A 22,164-nucleotide genomic window follows, 5' to 3' on the forward strand; every position below is an offset into this window, starting at 1 on the left:
TTTTGGCGTAGACAGTGTGGTCGAGCGCTTTGGTCAGGTACAACCTAAGATCTTGTTTTGCTGCAATGGCTATCAATTCGGTGGCAAAACCCACTCTATGGTTGAGAAAAATGGGCAAATCTGTGACGCCATTTCGAGCATTACCAACACCTGTCAGATTGAATACCTCGCGGATCACGCCTGTGATATGTTTTTTAACGAGGGCTTTTCCGATTGGGAGTCGGTGCTGTCGAGTTGTTTACCTAGGGGTATTGAATTCGCGCGGGTCGGCTTTAACGATCCGCTTTTCATCCTCTACTCCTCAGGCACCACGGGCAAACCCAAATGCATCGTCCACAGTGTCGGGGGAACCACATTAAATCACCTCAAGGAGCATCAATTGCATTGCGACATCAAACCCAATGATCGTGTGTTTTATTACACCACGTGCGGTTGGATGATGTGGAACTGGCATGTCTCTGCCCTTGCCAGTGGCGCAACCTTAGTGATTTATGATGGTAGCCCCGTTTATCCAACGTCAGCGACACTATGGTCACTGGCTGAACGCGCGCAAGTCAGCCTATTTGGCACTTCAGCCAAATATCTAGAAGCGATTGAGAAAGCTGGCTACACACCAAAAAATGACGTGAATCTGTCGTCACTAAAGACATTGTGTTCAACCGGTTCGGTGCTCTACCCCAACCAATATCACTATGTGTACGATAAGATTAAATCCGATCTCCATCTCGCATCGATTTCGGGGGGAACGGACATTTGTGGCTGCTTTGTCCTGGGTAACCCGTTGTCACCCGTTTATGTAGGCGAGTGTCAGGGACCCGGACTTGGGCTGGATGTCGCTGTGTTTGATGAAGAGGGACAAGCCGTGACAGATCAACGCGGCGAGTTAGTCTGTCGCAATAGCTTTCCCAACCAACCGCTCGGCTTTTGGCACGACGATGGCCGTCGCTATCATCAAGCGTATTGGGCGAGATTTGCCGACACTTGGCATCATGGTGATGACGTTCAAATGAGTCAAACCGGTGGTGTGCGCTTTTTTGGCCGTAGTGATGCCACCCTCAACCCGGGTGGCGTCAGGATCGGCAGCGCTGAAATTTATCAGCAAGTGAACCAGTTACCCGAAGTCCTTGATTCTATCGCGGTTGGGCGCGTAAAAGAGGGAGACGAAACCATTGTCCTGTTCGTCCAGTTAGCAGAGGGGGTAATACTCGATGAGAGACTCAAAGCCGCCATCACCGCACGACTCAGAAGCCAATGTTCACCACGCCACGTACCCAGCGAAATTTACGCGTTGAGTGATATACCCAAAACCAAATCTGGCAAGTTGGTTGAACTGGCGGTGAAGCAAGTGCTTCATGGCGAGACAATAAAAAACCTCGGTGCTATTGCTAACCCCGAGGTTTTAGAAGAAGTTCGTCGCTATCAGCATTACGGGCATCAGCATTAAGTGCAAAGACACTCAAGCTCTTAGCGAATTATTTTTTGGCTATCGCCATCAAAACCGGCAGCTTGCCGTGGGGGGTATCTACCGCGAACGGTACAGAAGTCAGCACTTCACTAAAACCAACACCGGTGAGCACTTGGTTAACGTGCTCCTTGCTCATTCCGCCTTCTTGATTGCCGTCAGAGAGCCAATCCCAATGAACAAAGTGGCCACCGGCATCAAGTAGGCTGTAAACCACGTCTGCGGTTTCCGCGTAGTTAGGAAGAAAACTGCACACCGAGGAGGCCACGACGAGATCAAACTGGTGTCGAAAAGCCGGGTGCATGGCGACTAAGCCGCGTGAAAGAATATCGACGACGGGCTCAACATTGGCGAGCTCTTTGAGATCGAGTTGTTCAATCATCGCTTCCGAGCTGTCTAGCGCGACGATGTCTTTCACCAATGGAGAGAGTTTTTGGCTCAGTAATCCTGTACCGCAACCAAAATCTAACACATGTGTATTTTGAATGCGGACTGCATTCTCCAATGACTCGAACGCCTTTTGCGCATAAAGGCTGGTGGACTCATCTTTCTCCCAGTCCGGTGCGAGTTCATCCCAAGTTGCCGCCATCATGATCTCCCTATAACATCTTCATTTGGCATAGCAGAAGATTACCAAAACTGCATGAAATTGATAGCATTTCGCTACTGAAAACAGACAGACATCTGTTATTCGTATAAGATCGATGATAACCCAACCAAATTGACCAAAATATGAACTTATCGCAAATTGAGGCATTTTGTACCATCGCCGATACGGGTTCCGTCTCAGAGGCGGCTCGCCAGTTAGACTGCAATCGAACTAAGCTCAGTATGGCCATTAAAGCGTTGGAAAAAGATCTGCAAATCGACCTGTTCATTCGCACTGGCAACCATTTGACCCTCTCTGAGGCCGGCAAAGCCATCTACAAAGATTGCCAAAACTTGCTGGTCACCGCCGCGAGAATTCGCCAAACCTGCGCGCAAGTCTCAGGTGAATTTAACGCCGAAGTGTGGATCGCTCGTGACGATTCATTGCCTGATGATATGTGGCTAGATCTTTCCCACAAACTCAACAACCAGTTCCCTGCCACCTCATTCAACCTCGTCTTGGCATCCAGTGGCGACTTGGCAAACTTGGTCGCCACTGGGCAAGTCGATTTTGCCTTTGGTGTGGATTACGAACGCATCGATGACCCACACATCGCCTACCAACCTTTAGGCAAAATTCGCATGATGTCAGTATGCAGCGCGGATCATAAGCTCAGTCAATTGCGCCGAGTATCCGACGATGAGCTGCGTAATGCCATGCAAGCGGTCATGGTGTATCTTAATGAGAAAGACAACCCAGAACTTCAGCCTTTTTCATTGCGACACATCGGTTTTTCAAGCTTCGATTATATGCTCAAAACCATTATGGAAGAGGACGCATGGGGCGTGTTACCTGAACCCTTGATTCGCCATTTGTTGCGTCAGCAAAAGCTCTCGGTCATCAAACATACCTACGGACTTACTCAGGAAGATTACTGCATGTTTACGTCTGCGGGCATGGCAGAGCACCCAGGGATGACTTGGCTTGCGGATCGCCTCAATGAATATTTGTTTGATTTCTAAACCGACCGACAGCCAGCGTCAAATTTATTGACACATAATTTACTTGGTAAATACCTGATTTTTAATCAAATACTTACCAACCCTTCCTTTCACCCTTCGACCATGCACATTTCTCAGTTGTTTAAATGTCCGCTTAAGTAAAAACTATAAGCGTGTTTACGACAGAGATGATGCTATGTGTGCTCAAACCAGCTTAAATGAAAAACGAATACTGACCTTTTCAGCCCTTATTGCGTCTGGCTTTGCTGTGGGTGGTTTAGTACTCGGTTCATTGGTTGGATCACTGGTTATCGTCTTTGACGGCGTCTACTCACTTGTTAGTTTACTGTTAACTTTATTGTCGCTCGCGGTATCACGTTACATTCAGAGTCCACAGAAAAGTCATTTTCCTTTTGGTAAAGCGGTGTTAGAGCCGGTGGTAATCGCCATCAAAGGAGCGGTTATCTTATCGATTGTTGGGTATTCGCTGTACTCCGCACTCATCGCTGTTGCGAATGGCGGCCGCGAGGTTGATCCTTCGATTGCGACTCTGTTTGGCATCGTGAACGTCATTGGCTGTGGTTATGCATGGTGGATGATCGCGAAAAAATCTCAGCGTTTTTCCTCTGGCCTGATCGAGGCGGAAGCCAAGCAGTGGCAAATGGATACACTGCTTAGTGTCGCGGTTACGCTCGGTTTCTTACTCGCTTTGGCGCTAACCTATTCGCCGTTCGCGCACTACGCAGTATACGCAGACCCGATGATGATGATTGCCATGTCGTTTTACTTTATCAAAGTACCGTTTGATATGATTCGCGATGCGATGCGAGAACTACTGATGATGGCACCAAGCAAAGAAATTCTGCGCCGCGTGGACAAAGAAGTGAGCGCCCTTGACGCGCAACTTAGCTCGCAACTGGAAGTCGCTGGCGTGACGAAAGTGGGTCGAGAACTGCGTGTCCGCCTCGATGTCACCACCGACCAGAAACAGCTGAAAGTCTCGGAGTTGGACACCATGCGTCAAGTGCTGAAAACCAAACTCGCCTCGCTGTCGTTGGATTTACAGCTCTCCATGAACATCGCACGTTGAACATCGCCACTCCAGTACAGAACCGCTCAAATAAGGAGACCTCGCTAAGGCGAGGTCTCTCTTTTGTTTCTCTTCTCTCTTTTCCTATCACACCCAAGGGTGAGAAGCCTAGTGAGATAACCGAACTACTTGCGCAGAGCGTTGAGTTTGGCCTGCGCAATACCAAAGATGGTGTCAATCGGGTAGCTGCCCTCATCGCTCGGCTGACCAGCGGCTTTGCCGGTAAACAACTCAATCGCCTCCGTCACATGATCAATCGCCCAAATGTTGAACTCGCCTTTCTCCACCGCTTTGACGATGTCAGGACGCAACATCAGGTTGTGCATATTTGAGCGAGGAATGATCACCCCTTGATTTGGCGAGCGACCTTTGATGGTACACACATCAAAGAAGCCCTCAATCTTCTCGTTGACGCCACCAATCGGTTGAGACTCGCCAAATTGGTTCATCGAACCGGTGATCGCAATATCCTGACGATTGGGCTGCTTAGAAAACGCCGACACCACCGCGCAAAACTCCGCCATGCTGGCGCTGTCGCCATCTACCCCGCCGTAGGACTGCTCAAACGTAATCGTGGTGCTGAGCGGCACTTTCGCGGTTTTACCAAACACCGATGAGAGATAGGCGGTTAAAATCATCACACCTTTGGAGTGAATGCTGCCACCAAGGTCGACACTGCGCTCAATATCAATCACATCACCATCACCATAACAGGTGGTGGCGGTGATGCGATTCGGCGCGCCAAACATGTACTCGCTGGTACTGAGCACCGACAACGCATTGACCTGACCGACCGCCTCGCCTTCCACTCGAATCAGAGTTGTGCCGTTGGTGAACCCTTCCATCACGGTGTCTTTCAAACGGCTCACTCGCATCTCTTGATTAGCCAGTGCCTCTTCGACGTGGCTGACGCGTATCATATTTGAGTTGGCTTGACGCGCGACGTAGTTCGATTCACGCAACAAATTGGCGATATTGGCCGAATGGAGTGATAACTTGGTTTGATCGCCCGCCAATCGTGAACTGTGTTCGATGATGCGCGCAATCGCTTTACGGTCACAATGCAGCATACTGTTGTCGTTCACGACACTTGAAATAAAGCGCGCATAGTGCAATTCCGATTCAGGCGTGCGCGTCATCTCATCTTCAAAATCGGCGGTGACACGGAACAGTTCGCTGAACTCAGGATCGTAGTGTTGCAGCAACTGATAGGTGCGATAGTCACCAAACAGGATAATTTTTACATCCAAAGGAATCGGCTCAGGATCGAGTGAGACGGCGCCGGTGAGTGTCACCTCTTTTTCTAGCGCCGTTAAACTGAGCTGACGCGCTCTTAACGCCCGCTTAAGCCCATCCCACACATAGGGCTGTTCCAACACTTTTTGCGCATCCATCAGCAGTACACCGCCGTTGGCTTTGTGCAAGCTCCCCGCACGTATCAACGAGAAGTCGGTGAAGACTGTGCCTTTAAAGGTGGCGGTTTCGATGTAACCGAACAAAGTGTGGTAGTTCGGATTCTCTTCCACCACAATGGGGAACTTACTCTCTTTACGGCTTACTAGAACGTTAACCTTGTAACGGCGGGGCAGTTTTTTGTCCAGTGAAGCCGCGGCCACCTCTCCTTGCTCAGCGCTCTGCTCAAGAAAGATGTCGGCATTCTCGACGATGTCTTGCGAAAGTTCACTCAGGTAGGATTTGATCTCTGGGTATCCTGAGTAATCCTTTTTCAACTGTTTGATAAAGTGCGTAATCACATCGAGTGTCACGTCATCATTGAGTTTTTTGATTTTTTCGCTGTAGGCTTCTTCCCACTCGGTGAGCTGACGCACCATGTTTCTCAGGTTGACTTCAAGCTCATCAATGGTCGCGCCGAAGTACTCCTGCTCTTTTTTGCTTAGTGCATCAAACGACTCTTCGGTGTGCATCTCTTCGCCGTTCATCGCAACAAACTGATAATCGCCTTGCGTCGTGATGGTTAGGCTGATGCCTTTGGCTTTCGCTTCTTTGGTGATATTGGCAAGCTCAGCTTCTTGCTTGGCGGCCAATTGGTTTTTCAATTTGTCCGCACGGCTGTAGTAGAGTTCGTTATCAAACGCGAGAGGCATCGCATTGACTAACTTGCCCATCAACTTTTCAATGTCTTGCTTTAATCGGCTGCCGACACCACAAGGGAGCTTCAACACTCTTGGGGTACGGATATCCTCGAAATTCGCCACATAGCACCAATCGTACAACGCACTCTCGTCGTGTTTGTGGCGGTTGAGGTAACGTAAAATCATGGTGCGCTTGCCCAGTCCATTCTGGCCAATCGCGTAAATGTTGTATCCCTTCTCCTTGATCGACATCGCAAACTCTACCGCTTTCTGCGCACGCTCTTGACCGACAATCTCATCAATAGGGGCCAACTCTTTGGTTGATTTGCTGTCGAGCTTTTCTAGCTCCGCAAAATGATACAGCTGGCTCGCCTCAAGTCTTTGAATAGCCATAGTTCGGTCCTTCATTGTTATTGTTCTGTTTCCTTAGTTTAGGTCAGTTTTATTTAGTTTTTAGTGACTTACACAGTATTCACGTTCAACTGCTCAAATAACCATCAAATTACCTCCAACAAAATGGAAAATGATAATTATTTGCAAATAATAACCAATTGCATTTAAATGCCCAGTGTGCCGTTTAATGTGGAGTGATATCAATGGATTTACAGCAATGCTGGACACACTATCTCAAAGCCGAACAATTGCTGGAGCAAGGACATTGGCCTGAAGCCTATTACCTGTACGATCAAGTGTTGGCCTACCTACCCAGCCATGTCCAACACGCGATGGAGGATGACAACACCAAACCATGCCAGTTTCGCTGTTTGACGACAGCATTACGAGATGCCGCCATCACACAATCAGAAATCCTCAACAAAATGGGGCAACATCAACGTGCCTTTGAACTGCTCAACCAAACCTACGCCCAACTTCAGTTTATGTCGATTGAGCCCAACCCATTAGTTGAGGCCATCAGTCATATTCTGCACCACCAGTGCGAGGATCTACTCCATCACATGACCGCGTTTTGCAGCGCGCAGCGCAATGCACAATGGATGCTAGAGCTACAAGATGTACAAAAAGCCCATCACCACTTTGCCGCGCTGAAGAGCAGAGTATTAGACAATAATCCTAAATGCAGCCAGCGAAGTTCATTAAATTAAATATCTACACCTTGATGCGGAAAAACAAATAAATATTAAAACTGAAATTTAATCATTATTTAACCTGTGTTTTATCCAGAAATTTCGACTCATTTCTCATAATTGGTTCAATGTTGTAATTACCAATATTATTAATAGTTCTTAGCAACAGAAAATATATTGACTTCTTTCTTGGTTTGATGAAAATCATAGCTATATTGTTTAGGAGTCAACCGATGAGTTGTGATAAAAGTAAGCTTGATTTAAGCGCGCTGCGGATATTTTTGGAAGTCTATCGTACTGGTTCAATTACCGCCGCCGCGGACAAACTGGATATGACCCAACCGGGTGTCAGTACCGCAATTAAACGCTTGCAAAACCAGATCGGGGCCGCCTTGTTTGTTCGCCAAGGGCGCTCTATCACTCCTACGCAAAAAGGCATTAACTTTGCGGAACAACTGAAACAATCCATTTACTTATTAGATGATGCCGTTGACTCTCTTTCTGAATTTACGCCCGCACAACATCGCACATTTAAAGTATTAGTTAACGAAGCAATGCTAAATATTTTACATCCAGCGATAGAGCGAGATAACGAACTCGAAAATATTACAATCGAATTGCATCCTATTCCTATTTCCGAGGAATTATTGGAAGAGCAATTGAGCTTAAGTCAATTCGATTTGGCTATCGATATTTATGTGCCGCAGAATAAAGCGTTTATGAGTGAATTGTTAATTGAGGATCACTGCGTGGTAGCGTGTCGCCAAGATCATCCACGTATTCATGATCACATCAACGAAGCGCAGTTTTACGCTGAGAAGCACATCATTATGATGATGGAGCGCGGCAGTATGTCGCTTGCTCAGCGATTCACTAAATCTTACATCCCGACCCGTGATATCAGCTCGGTCAGCGATTCTTTGCTCGGGGCCTTACATCTCGCCAGCATGTCGGATTGTTTGTGTACGTCCAGTTACCTACTCGGCCAACAAGTCGAACATCGCTTAGGCATCAAACTGCTCCCTTACCCACTCGACAGCATCTCTATCAACCATACAATGATCTGGCACCGTCGAGACAGTAACTCCGATGCCGGTATTTGGCTGCGCGATAAAATTAAGCACTACATCGCGAGCGCCAAGCACTGAGTTTGGGTTAATTTTCCTACAAAGCAACGCGGCGCCTCAGGCGCCGCGTTTGATTCTGAGCTATCGTTGTTCTCGGCCCAATAACCCTCGTTACCAAGTCACAAAATAGTTGATCACCAAGGCGTTGACCACGTCGATGAAAAATCCGCACACCAAAGGCAGAATAATAAATGCCTTATGCGCAGCGCCGTATTGCTGCGTCACCGCGGTCATATTGACAATCGCGGTGGCGGTCGAGCCTAAGGTCACCCCACCAAAACCGGCGCACATGACAGCTGCTTCATAATCTTTGCCCATCGCGCGGAATACCACCCAGACGGTAAACACAATCGACAACAAGACTTGAGCACTCATGACCACCGCAAGGTAACCTACGCTGCCTTGCAGCTCCCACAATTTGAGGCTCATCAACGCCATGGTTAAAAACATCCCCAAGCAGATATCTTGGATGAGTGAGAGCCCTTTTTCGGCGTCTTCGGCGTAAGTATTAAACTCCTCGCTGCGCAGCTTGGTCAGAATCCAGCGACCTAAGTTGCCCAGTACAATCCCGCCTATCAAACACGCCACAAACATGGGTAGCTTGAGCCCCGCCGCCTCTAGCGACAAATCCAAAAAGTAGCCAATAATCAAAGAAACATTGAGCCATAGCCAAGCGCGCAGCACACCAAAATAATCCACCGAGATGTCTTTTTTGCTGCTGGTGTGCGCCATACCAATATCCAAATCGTGGGCACTATTGGCGCTGATGGCGTGTCGCTTCATCAAATACGCTGCAATCGGGCCGCCGATGACACACGCCGAAATCAAGCCTAGCGTGTTGGCAGCAATGCCGAGTTCCATCGCATTAGCAATACCGAGATCGTCAATAAAAGTGGGCGCCCACGCAACGGTAGTGCCTACGCCACCAATCAGCGAAATCGAACCTGTCATTAACCCTGCTTTCGGGTCAAAACCAAACAAGGTCGCGACGCTGATACCGAGTACGTTTTGCAGTACGATGTAGACGCTGGCCAGCAGCAACAGCACCATCAAGGGCTTACCGCCATTGAGCAAACTGTCGATGTCTGCTTTAAGGCCAATTCCGGCAAAAAAGTAGAGCAGCAAAATGTCACGCACCTGCAAGTTGAACTGGATCTCTTTCCCAAACAGGTAGTAAACCAAGGCAACCACCAAAGTACAGATAAAGCCGCCAATCACCGGCTCAGGCAAACTGTATTTTTGCAGCACACGACTGCGCGATAAGACGAACTTACCGATAAAAAGTAGGATGATAGCGATAGTGAAGGATACAAAATCCACCACTTCGATGGTGTCGATCACCGATGTCTCCGATAGGGTCATATTACTCTCTGTTTGCCTCTTGTGGGTGAGTGCCTTGATAGATGAAATGCGCCAGCTCTGGGTGTGTCATCACTTGTTGGTAGCCGTGTTCAATCAGCCGCGTGACCTGCGCTTCTTTGAGATGAAAATCGGTTGGGATGGACTGAACAAAAGCCTGGTCCTCCGCCGTTGAGAGATTGATATCGACAAACAGATAGCGCCTATCAGGCTGCTGCGCTTGCCACTCATCCAAAATCATGCTGAGGTAGGTTTTGGACAAATCGTTGTAACGGTGGATCTGTACGTCACTGGCCGAACCCAATAGATTCGCCATCGTCGGCTCTTGTTTTTGATGGCCGATTTCCCAATCCGGACGCACCGCAGCATCGACCGAAATCACCACCACGGTTTGCAGGCGATCTTTCTCAGCAACTAAGCCAAAATCTTGGGTCGTCACTAAGTCATACAGAGCGTGCAGTCCGAGGTTGTCACTGATGCCACCATCAACCAAATGCAGATATTGATAGCGCTCTCTGTCCTCAAATTTTTTCAGCGAACGATTGGTGGCGCTGTGTAAGGTACGGTGTCGACTCTGCGCGCTGTAGACCGCTCGCTCACAGCCGGGATAATTCTCGAGCAGGACAGGTGAGAACAGCAGAGGCACAGCACTGGACGCCGTGACAGCGTCACTAATTGAGTAACGATTTAAGTCGGAGCAAATGAGGTCAAAATACTCCTGGGTAAATGAAAAACGCGCGCCGGTCGAGAGATCGGTAGCATTGATAATGATCATCGGCCCATCATCGCGTAGCGCCGAGAAGGTGGTATCTTGGAAAATATGCGCGTTGTAATAGTCCGCCGCCGCGGCCGAGCGCGAATGTTTGGAGAACCAGTACTCGGGGCTCATGACGATGTCTTTCAAACTTGTCGTCACATCTTTGTACAAAAACGCCTGTTCAAAATCGTCAAAGATGGCTTCGCCGTACAAGCCGTAATAGGCAGAGGTAAAACTGCCACCAGAGACAGAGCTGATGGCGTTAACCTGATCGAGCAAACGATGGGTTTGCCCTTGGTACTCATAGCGGTAGTCACGCAGTCCTTTCATGACACCGTAGGAAAACGCCGCTGCACGAGTGCCGCCGCCAGAAAAGCTCAGCAACACCACTGTATTGTCTGGCAGCGTGGCCATTTTTTCGCTCACCGTATAACGCGGCTCAGCTGAACTCGTCAGTGGTTGGTTGGTTTTTTCGGGGATCGATGAGCAGCCAGCCAAAGCAATGGCGCTGCACACTACCCAAGCGTTGGGTTTCATGTCAGTTCCTTGGAGAAGAAAGCCTCACTGCCCATGAGGAGGACCAGTACTCATCGAGCAGTAAGACTTTGATTAATGGTTAGGTTTACCCGCGTTATTGCACAGACCAGTCACCGCCGAGCGATTTGTACACCGCCACGGTCGCCTGCGCCGTTTGCAGCTTGGCGGCTACTTGGCGATCTTGCATCACGCGGTGCTGACGCTGGGCGTCCAGCAGCGCAATGTAGTCAATCAGCCCTGCACGATAGAGTGACTTGGCTTTATCCAGCGCCCGATCGGTCGCCTGCATCGCAATGTCAATTTGATCGCGGTTTTGTTGGCTGCGGCCATAGGCAAATAGCGTCGAGTCCACTTCAGCAATCGCACTGTTGACCGTGTGCTCGTAGCGCAGCGCGGCGTTGTTCAACCGAGATTCCTGAATCTCTACGTTGGCCTTGCCACGGCCGCCATCAAACACGTTCCAGCTCACGCCAGCACTGCCCGCCCAGCCAAAGGAATCACTTTTAAACAGATCATCAAAGCTGCCAGCAGAGACACCTGGCGTACCAGTAATAAAGAACTTCGGATAGCGATTGGCCATCGCCGCGCCAAGCTCCTCATTGATGGCGGCCATGTCACGCTCCGCGATACGAATATCTGGGCGGCGGGTCAGCAGCTCCGACGGCAAACCGACCGGAATCAAGCCTTGCAACTCAGGCACATTCTGATGCGTGGCTAGCTGGGTATCGATTTGAGTCAGCGGCACACCGAGTAAAATCGCCATGCGATGCTTATGCACCTGCTCCGCGATCTCTAACTGTGGAATGATCGCCTGCGTGGCCGCCAGCATGGCTTCGGCTTGCGATTGGTCAAGCGCCGAGCCGTAGCCACTGTTCACCACACTCGTCACCAACTTGAGGGTCTTCTTTTGATCCTCAATGTTCTCGAGCGCCAATTGCTTGCGCTGATGTGCGCCGCGATACTGCAAGTAGTTGTGAATCAGATCCGCAGTGAGGGCCAGATTTAACCCTTCACGGTAGATCTCGGCTTGTTCGACACGAATTTTCGCCGCTTCCGATTGCTTATCAATGCGGCCAAACAGATCCAACTCCCATGAGAGATTCGCGCCTAAAGCGAATCCGTCATGTTGATTGTCCATCAAGGTCATTGAACCGAGCCCTGGAGCAATGTTGTCAAGCCCCGGCACGCTTTGACCAAGCGGGTTAAGGATCGGGCCTAGCGCCGAATCGTTCTTACTGAACTGGTAGTTGTAGTACCCTGCACCCACATTGACGGTGGGCACTTTGAACGACTCCACAATGGTTTGGTAAGCATTCGCCATTTGGATGCGCTCTGCTGCCGTTTTCAGGTGGATATTTTGCTGCTGCAACTGTGCCACCAATTGATTGAGCGTCTCATCACCGAGGGATTGCCACCACAAATCTTGGGTTGCTTGCTCACTGTGCTCGGCGTTGAGGTAAGCCTCGGCCAAGGTCATACTTGGCGCTTGATAATCCGGGCCGACTGCACAGGCCGAGAGCGATAACGCCATCGCAACAGGCAGCAGTTTGAAAGTAAAACGTGTCATCATGATCATTGACCTGCTGGTTGGGTATCGAAGTTAAACGCGTCATCGCCGCGCGTCGGTTCGTCTTTGGTGGTGAGCATGTACACCGCAGGCATCACCATCAGTGACAGCACGGTAGCCGCGGCTAGACCGCCGATAATCGTGGCTGCCATTTGGTCAAACAGCAGATCGCTCATCAGCGGAATCATGCCTAGCGCTGTAGTCAACGCGCCCATCGAGATCGCCATGGTGCGGTTAAGCGTCGCGGTTTTGACCGCATCGGCCAAGCCAAGCCCCGCTTTGCGCTCAAGCTCAATTTGATCCATCAAGACAATGCCATTTTTGATGATCATACCGGTCAAGGTGACCGCACCAATCAGCGCCATAAAGCCAAACGGTTTATCAAATACCATCAGCGAGAATACCGCCCCTGTTGCAGCCAGTGGAATGGTCGCGAGGATGATGATCGGCTGTTTAAAACCGTTAAACATCGCCACCAAGATGATGATCATGATGATCATTGCCTTAGGCAGTTGCATCAAAATATCGGTCACCGCTTTGTGCTCATCGTAATACTCACCGCCCCACTCCATGGAGTAACCGTCTGGCAGTTCAATTGCCTCAATGCGATCTTTGACCGCGTCACGCACTTGGGCTGGCGTGGCATGGCGAGCGACACCCGCTTGCGCTGTGATGGTTTTCACTCGGTCGCGGCGCCAAATCATCGACTCCTCTGGGTAGAATTCGAAACCATCCACCACCTGACCAAGCGGCACAGTGTGCAGGCCAAGAATCGATTTCACCGGCAAGGTTTCGAGCGACGCCATAGTGCGCTCTGTCGCGCGAACTTGAATGGGGATCAGTTCGTCGTTGAGGTTCATCATGCCAACCGTCAACCCGTCGGATGCACGTTTCATCGCCAGCGCAATGTCTGCACGGTTAATACCAGCGCGGCGCGCTTTGTCTTGGTTGATAACCGGCTTCATCACTTGCGTCTGCTGGCGCCAGTCGTCACGCACATAACGTGCGTCTGGGTGGCTAGCAAAAATCACCTGAGCCTGCTCAGATAACCCATGCAGCACATTCGCATCTGGCCCTGAGAAGCGCGCTTCGACGGCAAACTTATCAGACGTCGCAAGCTTCAAGGCGCGAAAACGTGGCTGCGCATTCGGGAACTGCTCCGCAAGGTAGCGATCACCACGAGCGACCAGATCTTTAATGCCGTGAAAATCGTGCGTATTAATGAGGATCTGCCCATAAGCCGCATCCAATGGCTCCGGTTCCACCGTCACTGAGAAGCGCGGCACGCTTGCGCCCACCGCCGTCGAAATGCTTTCGACTTCAGGCTGAGCGAGCAGCCATTGCTCGATTTGGCGCATATCACTGGAGGTCTGCTCGACTTTCGCACCATTCGGTAGCCAGTAATCCAGGAACACGATTTCACGATCCGATTGCGGGATGAAGTTCAATCCAACAAACGGCACTAACGCAATCGTCACGAGAATAGTTGGCACTAGGGTTGACAACGCCTTTTTCGGGTTATCGACAATCCAGCCAGTGATCTTCGCCAGTCGATGACTGCTGCCCTCGCCCTGCTGCGCTTTTTTACTGGGTTTGATAAACAACCAACACATCAAGGTGGTAAACACCATGGCGACTAGCCAAGAGAGCAGCAATGAGGCTGCGATGATGTCAAACACCGACTCTGCAAATTCCGCCGCATCCGTCTGGGAGAACACCACAGGACTTGCGCCCATGATGGCAATCACGGTCGCGCCAAGCAGAGGGATGGCGGTCTCTTTGAACGACTCCATCGCGGCAACAGTGCGATGCACGCCTTTGTTGATTTTGACAATCATCATATCGGTGATCACAATCGCGTTGTCCACCAACATACCGAGCGCCAAAATGAAGGTGCCCAGTGAGACGCGGTGCAAATCAATCTCACGCACGTTCATGTAAATCAAGGTCAGCAGAATGGTCAGGATCAAGCTACCGCCGACAATCGCCGCACTTTTGAATCCCATAAAGACCAACAACACGATGAAGACAATCGCCACGCTCTCGGCCAAGTTGCCAACGAACTCATCGATCGACTTCTGTACCTCTTCTGGCTGATAAGCGACGGTGGATACACTCACACCCAAAGGCAGTTCAGCATTAAATTGCGCGATCATCTCGGTGATGGTATCTCCAAGCGCGACAACGTTGATGCCATCAACCGGACTTACCGCCAAGGTCACTGCTTGTTCGCCGTTAAAACGGCTTTGAGTGAGCGCCGGCTCTAGATAGCCCATCGTCACATCCGCGACATCGCCCAAGCGAATCAAACCCGTGCTCAGCTCGCTGACGCCGCCTTTGATCACCAAGTTTTGAATGTCATCGATGGATTGAAACTCACTGCTTTGCTCGACGCGAATACGCTGTGAACCCGCATCAAAACTGCCAGCATCAAAAGTCGTGTTTTGTGCGTTGAGTTGATTCAAAACTTGAGTCACTGACAAGCCATACTGCGCCAAGCGCTCATCGGGCATATCAATGTGCACCACGCGCTTTTGCACGCCGTGTAGCTCAATCTTTTTGATACCAGACACGGCTTTCAGTTGGCGCTGCAGGGTCTCGGCGTAGCGACGCAGCTCTTCCGGTTTGGCGGCGTCGCCATGAATGGCGAACAGCATGCCGTAGACTTCTGAAAACTCGTCTTGCACTATGCTGATCTGCGCAGTGGATGGCAGCAGCAATTTGACGTCATTGATCTTGTGACGCATCAAGTCCCAAAGCTGAGGTAACGCTTTGGAATTGGTTGACTCGTGTAGATCAACAAACACCATCGAACGCCCCGGAACAGAAATGGAGCGCAGCTTATCCAACGCGCCGATTTCTTGCAGCTTGGTCTCTATGGTGTCGGTGACTTGCTGCTCGACCTCTTCAGCGCTCGCACCAGGATAAAGCGTTACCACCACGGCGGTTTTGACAGTAAAACTGGGATCTTCGAGCTTGCCAAGATCAAAATAGGAAAACAGACCGGCAATCACGCTCAACGCAGTAAAAAACAGCACAAAGGTGCGCTGTCGAATGGCAAATTCGGCTAGATTCATCATGCTTGCATCTCACCCTTAATCTGCTCGAACCAGAACATTCACCACTTTTTGTCCATCAGACAAATAGTGTGTTCCGCTCACCACCACCTGCTCACCTACCGAGAGTGGTCCGTCAACACATGCCGTATTGGCATTGAGTGAACGAACGGCGACAGCGCGCTTCTCAACCTTCTGATCACGGATGAGGTGTACGTGCAGTGTGTCTTGCTCGCCCACCAAGGCCGAGTAAGGCAAGCAGTAAGCCGGTACCTGCTGAGCGTTAGTGGTCGACACAACAACAGATTTACCAATAAAGAGTTCGTCACTTGGCTCAGACAGCGCAAGTTTGACCGTGTAGGTTTGTTTAATAAGGTGAGGAAACGGTGCTATTTCGGTCACTTTGGCCGCACGCTGAGCCTCGCTGCCGTACCAGCTTAATGTCGCCTCTTGCCCAGTATTGATTGAGTTGATCAAGTTTTCCGGCACATCAATTTCCACTTGCAGCGCGTTAGGGGTTTGCAAGCCAATCACTGCTGCGCCCGGTAGAACTTGCTCAAATTCATCATACGCAATACGGCCCACTAGCCCAGAAAACGGGGCGCGTAACTCGGTGTAGCGCAACGCATCTTGCGCGCGCTGAATGTTCTTCTCCACCACTTTGACCATCGCCGCCGAACGCTCATACGCACTCATAGCACGATCAAGATTGACACTGGCGATCGCGTCATCGGCGCGCGCTTGCTTAACGCGTTTCAGTTCATTGCTGGCAAGAGCGTGCGCCGACTTAGCTTCCAGCATCTTCGCTTCTAGCTCTTCAAGCGCGACTTGGTAGTCATGCTTATCCAGTTTGGCGAGCAATTGGCCTTTTTCAACGAAGTCGCCCTCATCGACCAGCAGCGTCTCTATGGTACCTGCCACGCGAAACGACAGCCCAGCGCTATTTTGCGAGCTAATGATGCCATTAAAGTGCTTGAGTGTTTGCGAGGAAGGGCTTTTAAGCTCGATCACCTGTACGGTGGTTTGCTCTACGGCAGTCGACGGCAGGGTCACCTCGCCTTCACTGCACGCGGTTAAGCCGAGCGCCATCGCCACCAGTAAACTGTTGTGCGTAAACGTATTCATGGGTTTGGTCCTATTGGTATGTGAGCCACTGGCTCGTGACAATCGGTTGAGATTGAACGCACCGAAGCGGCTAAACCACTTCGGTGCGGGGGATAACGTTAGAAGTCGTAGCGGATACCAAGCGCTAGCTCGTCTTCTTTTTGCCACTTGTATTGCACATCGCTGTCAGACAAGTTGTTGAAGTTGTATGAGATGTAGCCACGGAAGTTCGGCTGGAAGTAGTAGGTCGCATCAATCGCGATGTTATCGGCTGCGTCGCTCTTCTCACCGGTGTATTTGTTTTTTTCTTCTAGGTAGTTGTAGGTCGCAGTAAAGACCGCTTTATTCAGTGTGTACGACGCCGCCACTTCATAACCTGACAGGTCCGACGCTTGTCTTAGGGTGCGGTTTTTATCTTCACCATCGACATACGTGGCGGCAAAGTAGAAGTCTCGGAATGCAACCGAGCCTGCGAGCATAAATTGGTCACGTTCAATCACGTAGCCTTGCTCATCAAACTCGTTGCCATCGGCATAACCTAGGCCAAGGTTGATACCAAACTCATCGATATCAAACGCGTAGGTGGTGGAGAGTGAGTAACCATCCGCGTCATTGTTGTCGAATTTATCGAGTTTGCCAGTCGCACCTTCAGTAATACGGTCTGCAAAGCGGTACGAACCTTTCACGCCCAAGCCACCAAATTTGCCGGTATAGGTGAGCATGTTATCGGTGCGGTCAGCGATAGCGATTTTGTACGCCGCCGAGTTGCCGTGGTAAGCCATGATGTCGGTAAAGTCGGTAATGACGCCCAGCGCACCTTCGTTCTTACCGTAAGTCACTTCACCAAACAGGGAGCCAAAGCCTGCGTATGCGTAACGGTTGGTGAGGTTATCTGCGTCAGTATCGGTCGCTTGACCTTGCTCATTGGTGGTGAATTCACCTTCGTAGAAGCCGATGCCGTAGAAGCCGTTGGCCAATTCCGCTTTACCTAAGAAGTTAAGACGGATACGTGAGCGATCTTCGAATTCGCCGTCCATGACTGACGCGCGCGCTTCTGCACGTCCGCCCATTTGGATAGAGTTTTTACCGTCATTGTAAATTTCTGAAGCCGACACAGAGGTTGCCGTTAGCGATGCGATGGCCAAAGCCAAAAGTGTTTTGTTGCTGTTCATTCGTAAGCCCTCGAATAATTATTGGTAATTGAACGGTGTGCATAATAATTTTCGATAAGCGTGAAATACATAAAGCCAAATTTATTCAAAACATCTTCAATCGTTATGAATCTGATGAATTCTCGATCAACCCAATCCCTTCTTCTGATTTGAAAGCGCCACCATCGCCAAGAAGATCACATTTCCTCAGCAATCCCGCACCATTACATCTCCACTTGTTATGCAATGTATAACTGAGCATGCCTGTACGGTGATGAATCAAGATCACTAAAATGGCGCCAACCGCGCGCTCCAAGGCGCTTTTCTTCCCCTTGCAACCAAGACATCTTGATGACTATGACTCTCAGCTCGCCCCCAACGCCCATTGCTCGCTTATGTCTCTCTCTGCTGCTTATTACCAGCCTGTATTCGAGCCATGTCACGGCGACGCCATATCGATTTCCGGACTTTTTCGGCATTGGTATTGGCAAAACACCGGAGTATCACGGCGCCAAAGAGAGCATGACAGGCGCAGTACCCGGCGGCCGCTACGCGTTTGAATCCGGAAGGTATATGGAGTGGTATGGGCCTTATGCGGGCATTAAAGTCAACACTGACTCACACTTTGAATATGGTCCCGCCGTGCTTTACAAACTGGGTCGAGATGAGGTCAAAAATTCGGCGGTGGATCAGCTCAACGCCATAGAGTCCGGCACCGAATTGGGGCTATTTGTCGGCTACAGCGTCGTGAACACCGACTACGCGTTACCGTTTCGCTATCGCGCTGGCGCACTCGCAAGCCATGCCTTTAGCGGTGACACCGAAGGCGCCAACATTAACCTCTACAACAGTGTCTGGGTGCCGGTTAACCAAGAAACGTTTGTCGGCGTTGGTGCGGGTCTGACTTGGGCCAACGGCGAGTTTATGCGCCACAACTTTTCCGTCAGTGACCAAGAGAGCCAATTGACCGGCATTGCGCCTTTTGCAGCCAGTGGTGGGCTACGTCAATACTACGCCTGGACAGGAGTAGTCCATCGCCTCAATCGCCACTGGGCACTGGGCGCAGGCGCCTATCTGCAGCAACTCACTAACGATGCCAAACACAGCACTATCACCGCTCAACAAGGGGACGATGTACAAGTGACGTACGGGATCGGGTTAGGTTACTTCTTTTAATTGAGGAAGATATTTAATTAAGGAACAAATAGCATGAAATATACGACATCGACATTGCCTGTCACCCTAGACTCCATCATAGAGATTCGCTCCGTTCGCACCGCCCTGCTGCTACTTGGCAGCGTCCTATTAACAGGATGTAGCTCCAACAGCGCCACCAGCTCTATCTTGACTTCACTGTGGAAAAACGAAGACGCGATCATGGCTGAGCAAGAACGTTATCGCACCTGCATTATCCACGCTGGTGATACCAGCGCTGTCAATCAGCAAGCGCTCGCACTGATGGTCAACACCGCCTTTGAATCCGACTCCAATGAACTGAAGATTGAAGCGCTGCGTGCTTACTCCGCCGGGGTTTCTCATCAATACAAACGCTCGCAAAGCATTCAGCTCTATCGAGATGCCTCCTTTGCGCTGTGCCAAGCCTATCAATCCGGCATGCTTAGCGAGCCCAAACAGTTCTCTCAATCGGTCGCGAAACTACTCACTCTGCTCACCCATAACGCGACATTAACGCAGCTAGACGATGATCAACACACATTGACCCCGGAAAGTGAACGCACCTTCATGCAGTTGCAAAACGAACTCGCCCTGACACGCGATGAACTCGATAGCTTGATTGCGGAATCGACGACGCATGATGCCTACTTGATGGCGCAGCTCGCGATCACCACTATGGCTTTCCAAAGCCTAGAAAAAGAGTACCCCCATTTTTATGATGCTGAGGTAAAGCAAACGGACAGCCAAATGAGCAGTTACCAAGGGATCATCAGCGATTTGAAGTCGGATATTCATCAGCTTAAACAGGCATCGGTGCTCGAATAGAGAGCCGATTCAAAAATAGTGCGAAATCGCCAGATATCGGGTGCGGATGTGCTCAATCAACAGCTTAACCTTGCTGGGTGGCTGGCGAGCAAAAGGATAGACGGCGTAAATGCCGAGCCGCTTAGCGACTTGTTCTGGGAAGAGGTCAACCAGCTGACCGCTGCGCAAATCATGGTAAACCAAGCAGCGCGGTACATAGGCAATGCCGTGGCCACCGAGCGCCGCTTTGCGTAGAGCAGTGGCGTTATCGGTGGAAAAACTGCCGGAGACTTTAACGAAGTAGTGGCTCTGCTTGCCCTTGAACTCCCACTCACTGGCGCCCGTGGTTTGATAGGCGTATTGCAGGCAGTTGTGCTGCAACAGATCGCGAGGCTCAATCGGCTTACCTTGTTTGGCAATATAGGAAGGGGACGCGCACACCACCCACTGCGAGTCTAAAATATGACGCGCGATCAGGCTCGAGTCTTCCAGGTAACCGGTGCGGATCACTAAGTCAAAACCCCCTTCCAGCAAATCGACAAACTTGTTATCCAGTGACATATCGACAGTTAAACCGGGGTGAAGATTGCAAAACTCCGCCACCGCATCAGCCAAGATCAAATCGCCCGAGATGGTCGGCACCGACATGCGAATGTGACCCGATATACTCTCGCCATACCCTGACACCGTATCGAGCGCTTCTTGCGCGGCTTGCTTCACACTTTTCGCACCTTGCGTCAGGGCTTTGCCCGCTTCTGTCAGGGTCAATTTTCGCGTTGTACGATATAAAAGCTGCACGCCGAGATCGTGCTCCAATCTTGCGATTCGTTTGCTAACTACCGAATTTGTCAGGTTATTTTGCTCTGCCACCTTGCTGAAACTGCCCAGTTCCACCACTTGAGAGAAGAGAATAAGATCGTCTGCACGCATCGTATTATGTCATTTTTGGAATTAATCATTTTCATTATTTCCCTATACCGAGAAAAAGGAAAGCGATAAATTCACAATTAATAAACAATTCAATCACAACCTAATGCCGTAAGGACATCGCCATGATCATTTCCGCCCCTACCGACTATCGCGCGGCCGCTCAACGTGCCTTGCCGCCCTTTCTGTTTCACTATATTGATGGCGGCGCAAATCAGGAGCATACACTGCGCCGCAACTGCGAGGATTTACAGGCCATCGCGCTTAAGCAGCGGGTACTGCGCAATATGGAAGATCTGTCACTCTCTTGCGATCTGTTTGGCGACACCCTCTCGATGCCTATTGCTCTGGCCCCTGTCGGGCTCACCGGTATGTACGCTCGGCGCGGCGAGGTGCAAGCGGCGCGCGCCGCTGACAACAAAGGCATCCCGTTTACGCTCTCCACCGTGTCTGTCTGCCCAATTGAGGAAGTGGCCCCTGTGATGGCGCGCCCAATGTGGTTTCAACTCTATGTGCTCAAAGATCGCGGCTTTATGAAACACGCTCTTGAACGGGCCAAAGCGGCCGGCGTCACCACCTTGGTCTTTACTGTCGATATGCCCGTACCCGGTGCGCGATACCGTGACCGCCATTCAGGTATGAGTGGTGATTACGCCGCGCTAAAGCGAGTCTGGCAAGCGGCGTGTCACCCAAAGTGGGCGTGGGATGTGGGTCTCAACGGTAAACCGCATGACCTGGGCAATATTTCAGCTTATCGCGGCGAACCGACTCAGTTAGAAGATTACATTGGCTGGTTGGGAGCCAATTTCGATCCCTCCATCAGCTGGAAAGATCTCGAGTGGATTCGTGAGTTTTGGCAAGGCCCAATGATTATTAAAGGCATTTTAGATCCTGAGGATGCCAAAGACGCGGTGAAATTTGGCGCCGATGGCATTGTGGTGTCAAACCACGGCGGACGCCAACTCGACGGCGTCCTCTCCAGCGCCAAAGCCCTGCCCGCTATCGCCGACGCCGTCAAAGGTGAGGTGAAGATCATGGTCGATTCGGGCATTCGCAGCGGCCTTGATGTCGTCAGAATGATTGCCCTTGGCGCCGATTGCACCCTGCTCGGTCGCTCATTTATTTATGCCTTGGCTGCGCAAGGTCAAGCCGGGGTTGAACACTTACTGAGCCTGTATGAAAGTGAAATGCGCGTCGCGATGACGCTGACTGGCGCAAAATCACTTGCGGATCTCAATCTAGATGCGCTGAGCCAAATATAATCAGCAAACCGTGCAGC

General features: G+C 50.6%; 17 protein-coding genes. 8 read left to right on the top strand and 9 right to left on the bottom strand.

Features of this window, described 5'->3' with window-relative positions:
* The coding region (locus AC6R10_RS12880; RefSeq protein ID WP_500672477.1) for an acetoacetate--CoA ligase at positions 1 to 1,444 on the top strand (1,444 nt) is incomplete at its 5' end.
* A 28-nt stretch (positions 1,445 to 1,472) separates the two neighbouring features.
* On the opposite strand, the gene AC6R10_RS12885 is transcribed toward AC6R10_RS12880, so the two are convergent.
* The gene (locus AC6R10_RS12885; RefSeq protein WP_500672519.1) at positions 1,473 to 2,051 is read right to left on the bottom strand and encodes a class I SAM-dependent DNA methyltransferase; all 579 of its coding nucleotides are present in this window, start codon (positions 2,049 to 2,051) and stop codon (positions 1,473 to 1,475) included.
* A 143-nt stretch (positions 2,052 to 2,194) separates the two neighbouring features.
* On the opposite strand from AC6R10_RS12885, the gene AC6R10_RS12890 reads away from it, so the two are divergent.
* Complete coding sequence (locus tag AC6R10_RS12890; RefSeq protein WP_487902307.1) at positions 2,195 to 3,073, top strand: LysR family transcriptional regulator; 879 nt, start codon at positions 2,195 to 2,197, stop codon at positions 3,071 to 3,073.
* Positions 3,074 to 3,248: 175 nt separating this feature from the next.
* A complete protein-coding gene (locus AC6R10_RS12895; RefSeq protein ID WP_500628733.1) occupies positions 3,249 to 4,142 on the top strand; it encodes a cation diffusion facilitator family transporter in 894 nt (297 codons plus the stop codon).
* A 125-nt stretch (positions 4,143 to 4,267) separates the two neighbouring features.
* Here AC6R10_RS12895 and AC6R10_RS12900 read toward each other — a convergent pair whose 3' ends face one another.
* Entirely contained in the window at positions 4,268 to 6,628 is a 2,361-nt protein-coding gene (locus AC6R10_RS12900; protein WP_334552084.1) for a Lon protease family protein, read from the bottom strand.
* Between the two features lie 203 nt (positions 6,629 to 6,831).
* Between AC6R10_RS12900 and AC6R10_RS12905 the strand changes: the two genes are divergently transcribed.
* On the top strand, positions 6,832 to 7,338 hold the full coding sequence (locus tag AC6R10_RS12905) for a hypothetical protein (RefSeq protein WP_500672478.1): 507 nt from the start codon (positions 6,832 to 6,834) through the stop codon (positions 7,336 to 7,338).
* A 215-nt stretch (positions 7,339 to 7,553) separates the two neighbouring features.
* Entirely contained in the window at positions 7,554 to 8,468 is a 915-nt protein-coding gene (locus AC6R10_RS12910; protein ID WP_500628736.1) for a LysR family transcriptional regulator, read from the top strand.
* A gap of 90 nt (positions 8,469 to 8,558) precedes the next feature.
* On the opposite strand, the gene gltS is transcribed toward AC6R10_RS12910, so the two are convergent.
* The 6 genes from gltS to AC6R10_RS12940 form a co-directional block, all read right to left on the bottom strand.
* Positions 8,559 to 9,809 (bottom strand): sodium/glutamate symporter, encoded by a 1,251-nt coding sequence (gene gltS / locus AC6R10_RS12915; RefSeq protein WP_500672479.1) that lies wholly within the window; start codon positions 9,807 to 9,809, stop codon positions 8,559 to 8,561.
* Position 9,810: 1 nt separating this feature from the next.
* The gene (locus AC6R10_RS12920; protein ID WP_500672480.1) at positions 9,811 to 11,100 is read right to left on the bottom strand and encodes a patatin-like phospholipase family protein; all 1,290 of its coding nucleotides are present in this window, start codon (positions 11,098 to 11,100) and stop codon (positions 9,811 to 9,813) included.
* Between the two features lie 94 nt (positions 11,101 to 11,194).
* Complete coding sequence (locus AC6R10_RS12925; RefSeq protein ID WP_500672481.1) at positions 11,195 to 12,670, bottom strand: efflux transporter outer membrane subunit; 1,476 nt, start codon at positions 12,668 to 12,670, stop codon at positions 11,195 to 11,197.
* A gap of 2 nt (positions 12,671 to 12,672) precedes the next feature.
* The gene (locus AC6R10_RS12930) at positions 12,673 to 15,747 is read right to left on the bottom strand and encodes an efflux RND transporter permease subunit (RefSeq protein ID WP_500672482.1); all 3,075 of its coding nucleotides are present in this window, start codon (positions 15,745 to 15,747) and stop codon (positions 12,673 to 12,675) included.
* Positions 15,748 to 15,762: 15 nt separating this feature from the next.
* Positions 15,763 to 16,848 carry an efflux RND transporter periplasmic adaptor subunit gene (locus AC6R10_RS12935; RefSeq protein ID WP_500672483.1) on the bottom strand — a complete coding sequence of 362 codons (1,086 nt, stop codon included), beginning with the start codon at positions 16,846 to 16,848 and terminating at the stop codon, positions 15,763 to 15,765.
* A gap of 98 nt (positions 16,849 to 16,946) precedes the next feature.
* Positions 16,947 to 17,999 (bottom strand): porin, encoded by a 1,053-nt coding sequence (locus AC6R10_RS12940; protein ID WP_500672484.1) that lies wholly within the window; start codon positions 17,997 to 17,999, stop codon positions 16,947 to 16,949.
* Between the two features lie 330 nt (positions 18,000 to 18,329).
* On the opposite strand from AC6R10_RS12940, the gene AC6R10_RS12945 reads away from it, so the two are divergent.
* Together AC6R10_RS12945 and AC6R10_RS12950 are read left to right on the top strand one after the other, a co-directional pair.
* Positions 18,330 to 19,154 carry a MipA/OmpV family protein gene (locus tag AC6R10_RS12945; RefSeq protein ID WP_500632887.1) on the top strand — a complete coding sequence of 275 codons (825 nt, stop codon included), beginning with the start codon at positions 18,330 to 18,332 and terminating at the stop codon, positions 19,152 to 19,154.
* Positions 19,155 to 19,187: 33 nt separating this feature from the next.
* Entirely contained in the window at positions 19,188 to 19,979 is a 792-nt protein-coding gene (locus tag AC6R10_RS12950) for a hypothetical protein (RefSeq protein WP_500672485.1), read from the top strand.
* Positions 19,980 to 19,988: 9 nt separating this feature from the next.
* On the opposite strand, the gene AC6R10_RS12955 is transcribed toward AC6R10_RS12950, so the two are convergent.
* The gene (locus AC6R10_RS12955) at positions 19,989 to 20,888 is read right to left on the bottom strand and encodes a LysR family transcriptional regulator (RefSeq protein WP_500672486.1); all 900 of its coding nucleotides are present in this window, start codon (positions 20,886 to 20,888) and stop codon (positions 19,989 to 19,991) included.
* 122 nt (positions 20,889 to 21,010) lie between these two features.
* Between AC6R10_RS12955 and lldD the strand changes: the two genes are divergently transcribed.
* Positions 21,011 to 22,147, top strand: a complete 1,137-nt coding sequence (gene lldD, locus AC6R10_RS12960) for an FMN-dependent L-lactate dehydrogenase LldD (protein WP_500656895.1) — start codon at positions 21,011 to 21,013, stop codon at positions 22,145 to 22,147.
* Positions 22,148 to 22,164 lie beyond the last annotated feature (17 nt).

This window comes from Vibrio sp. R12-SG2-ISO1, from assembly GCF_059834045.1.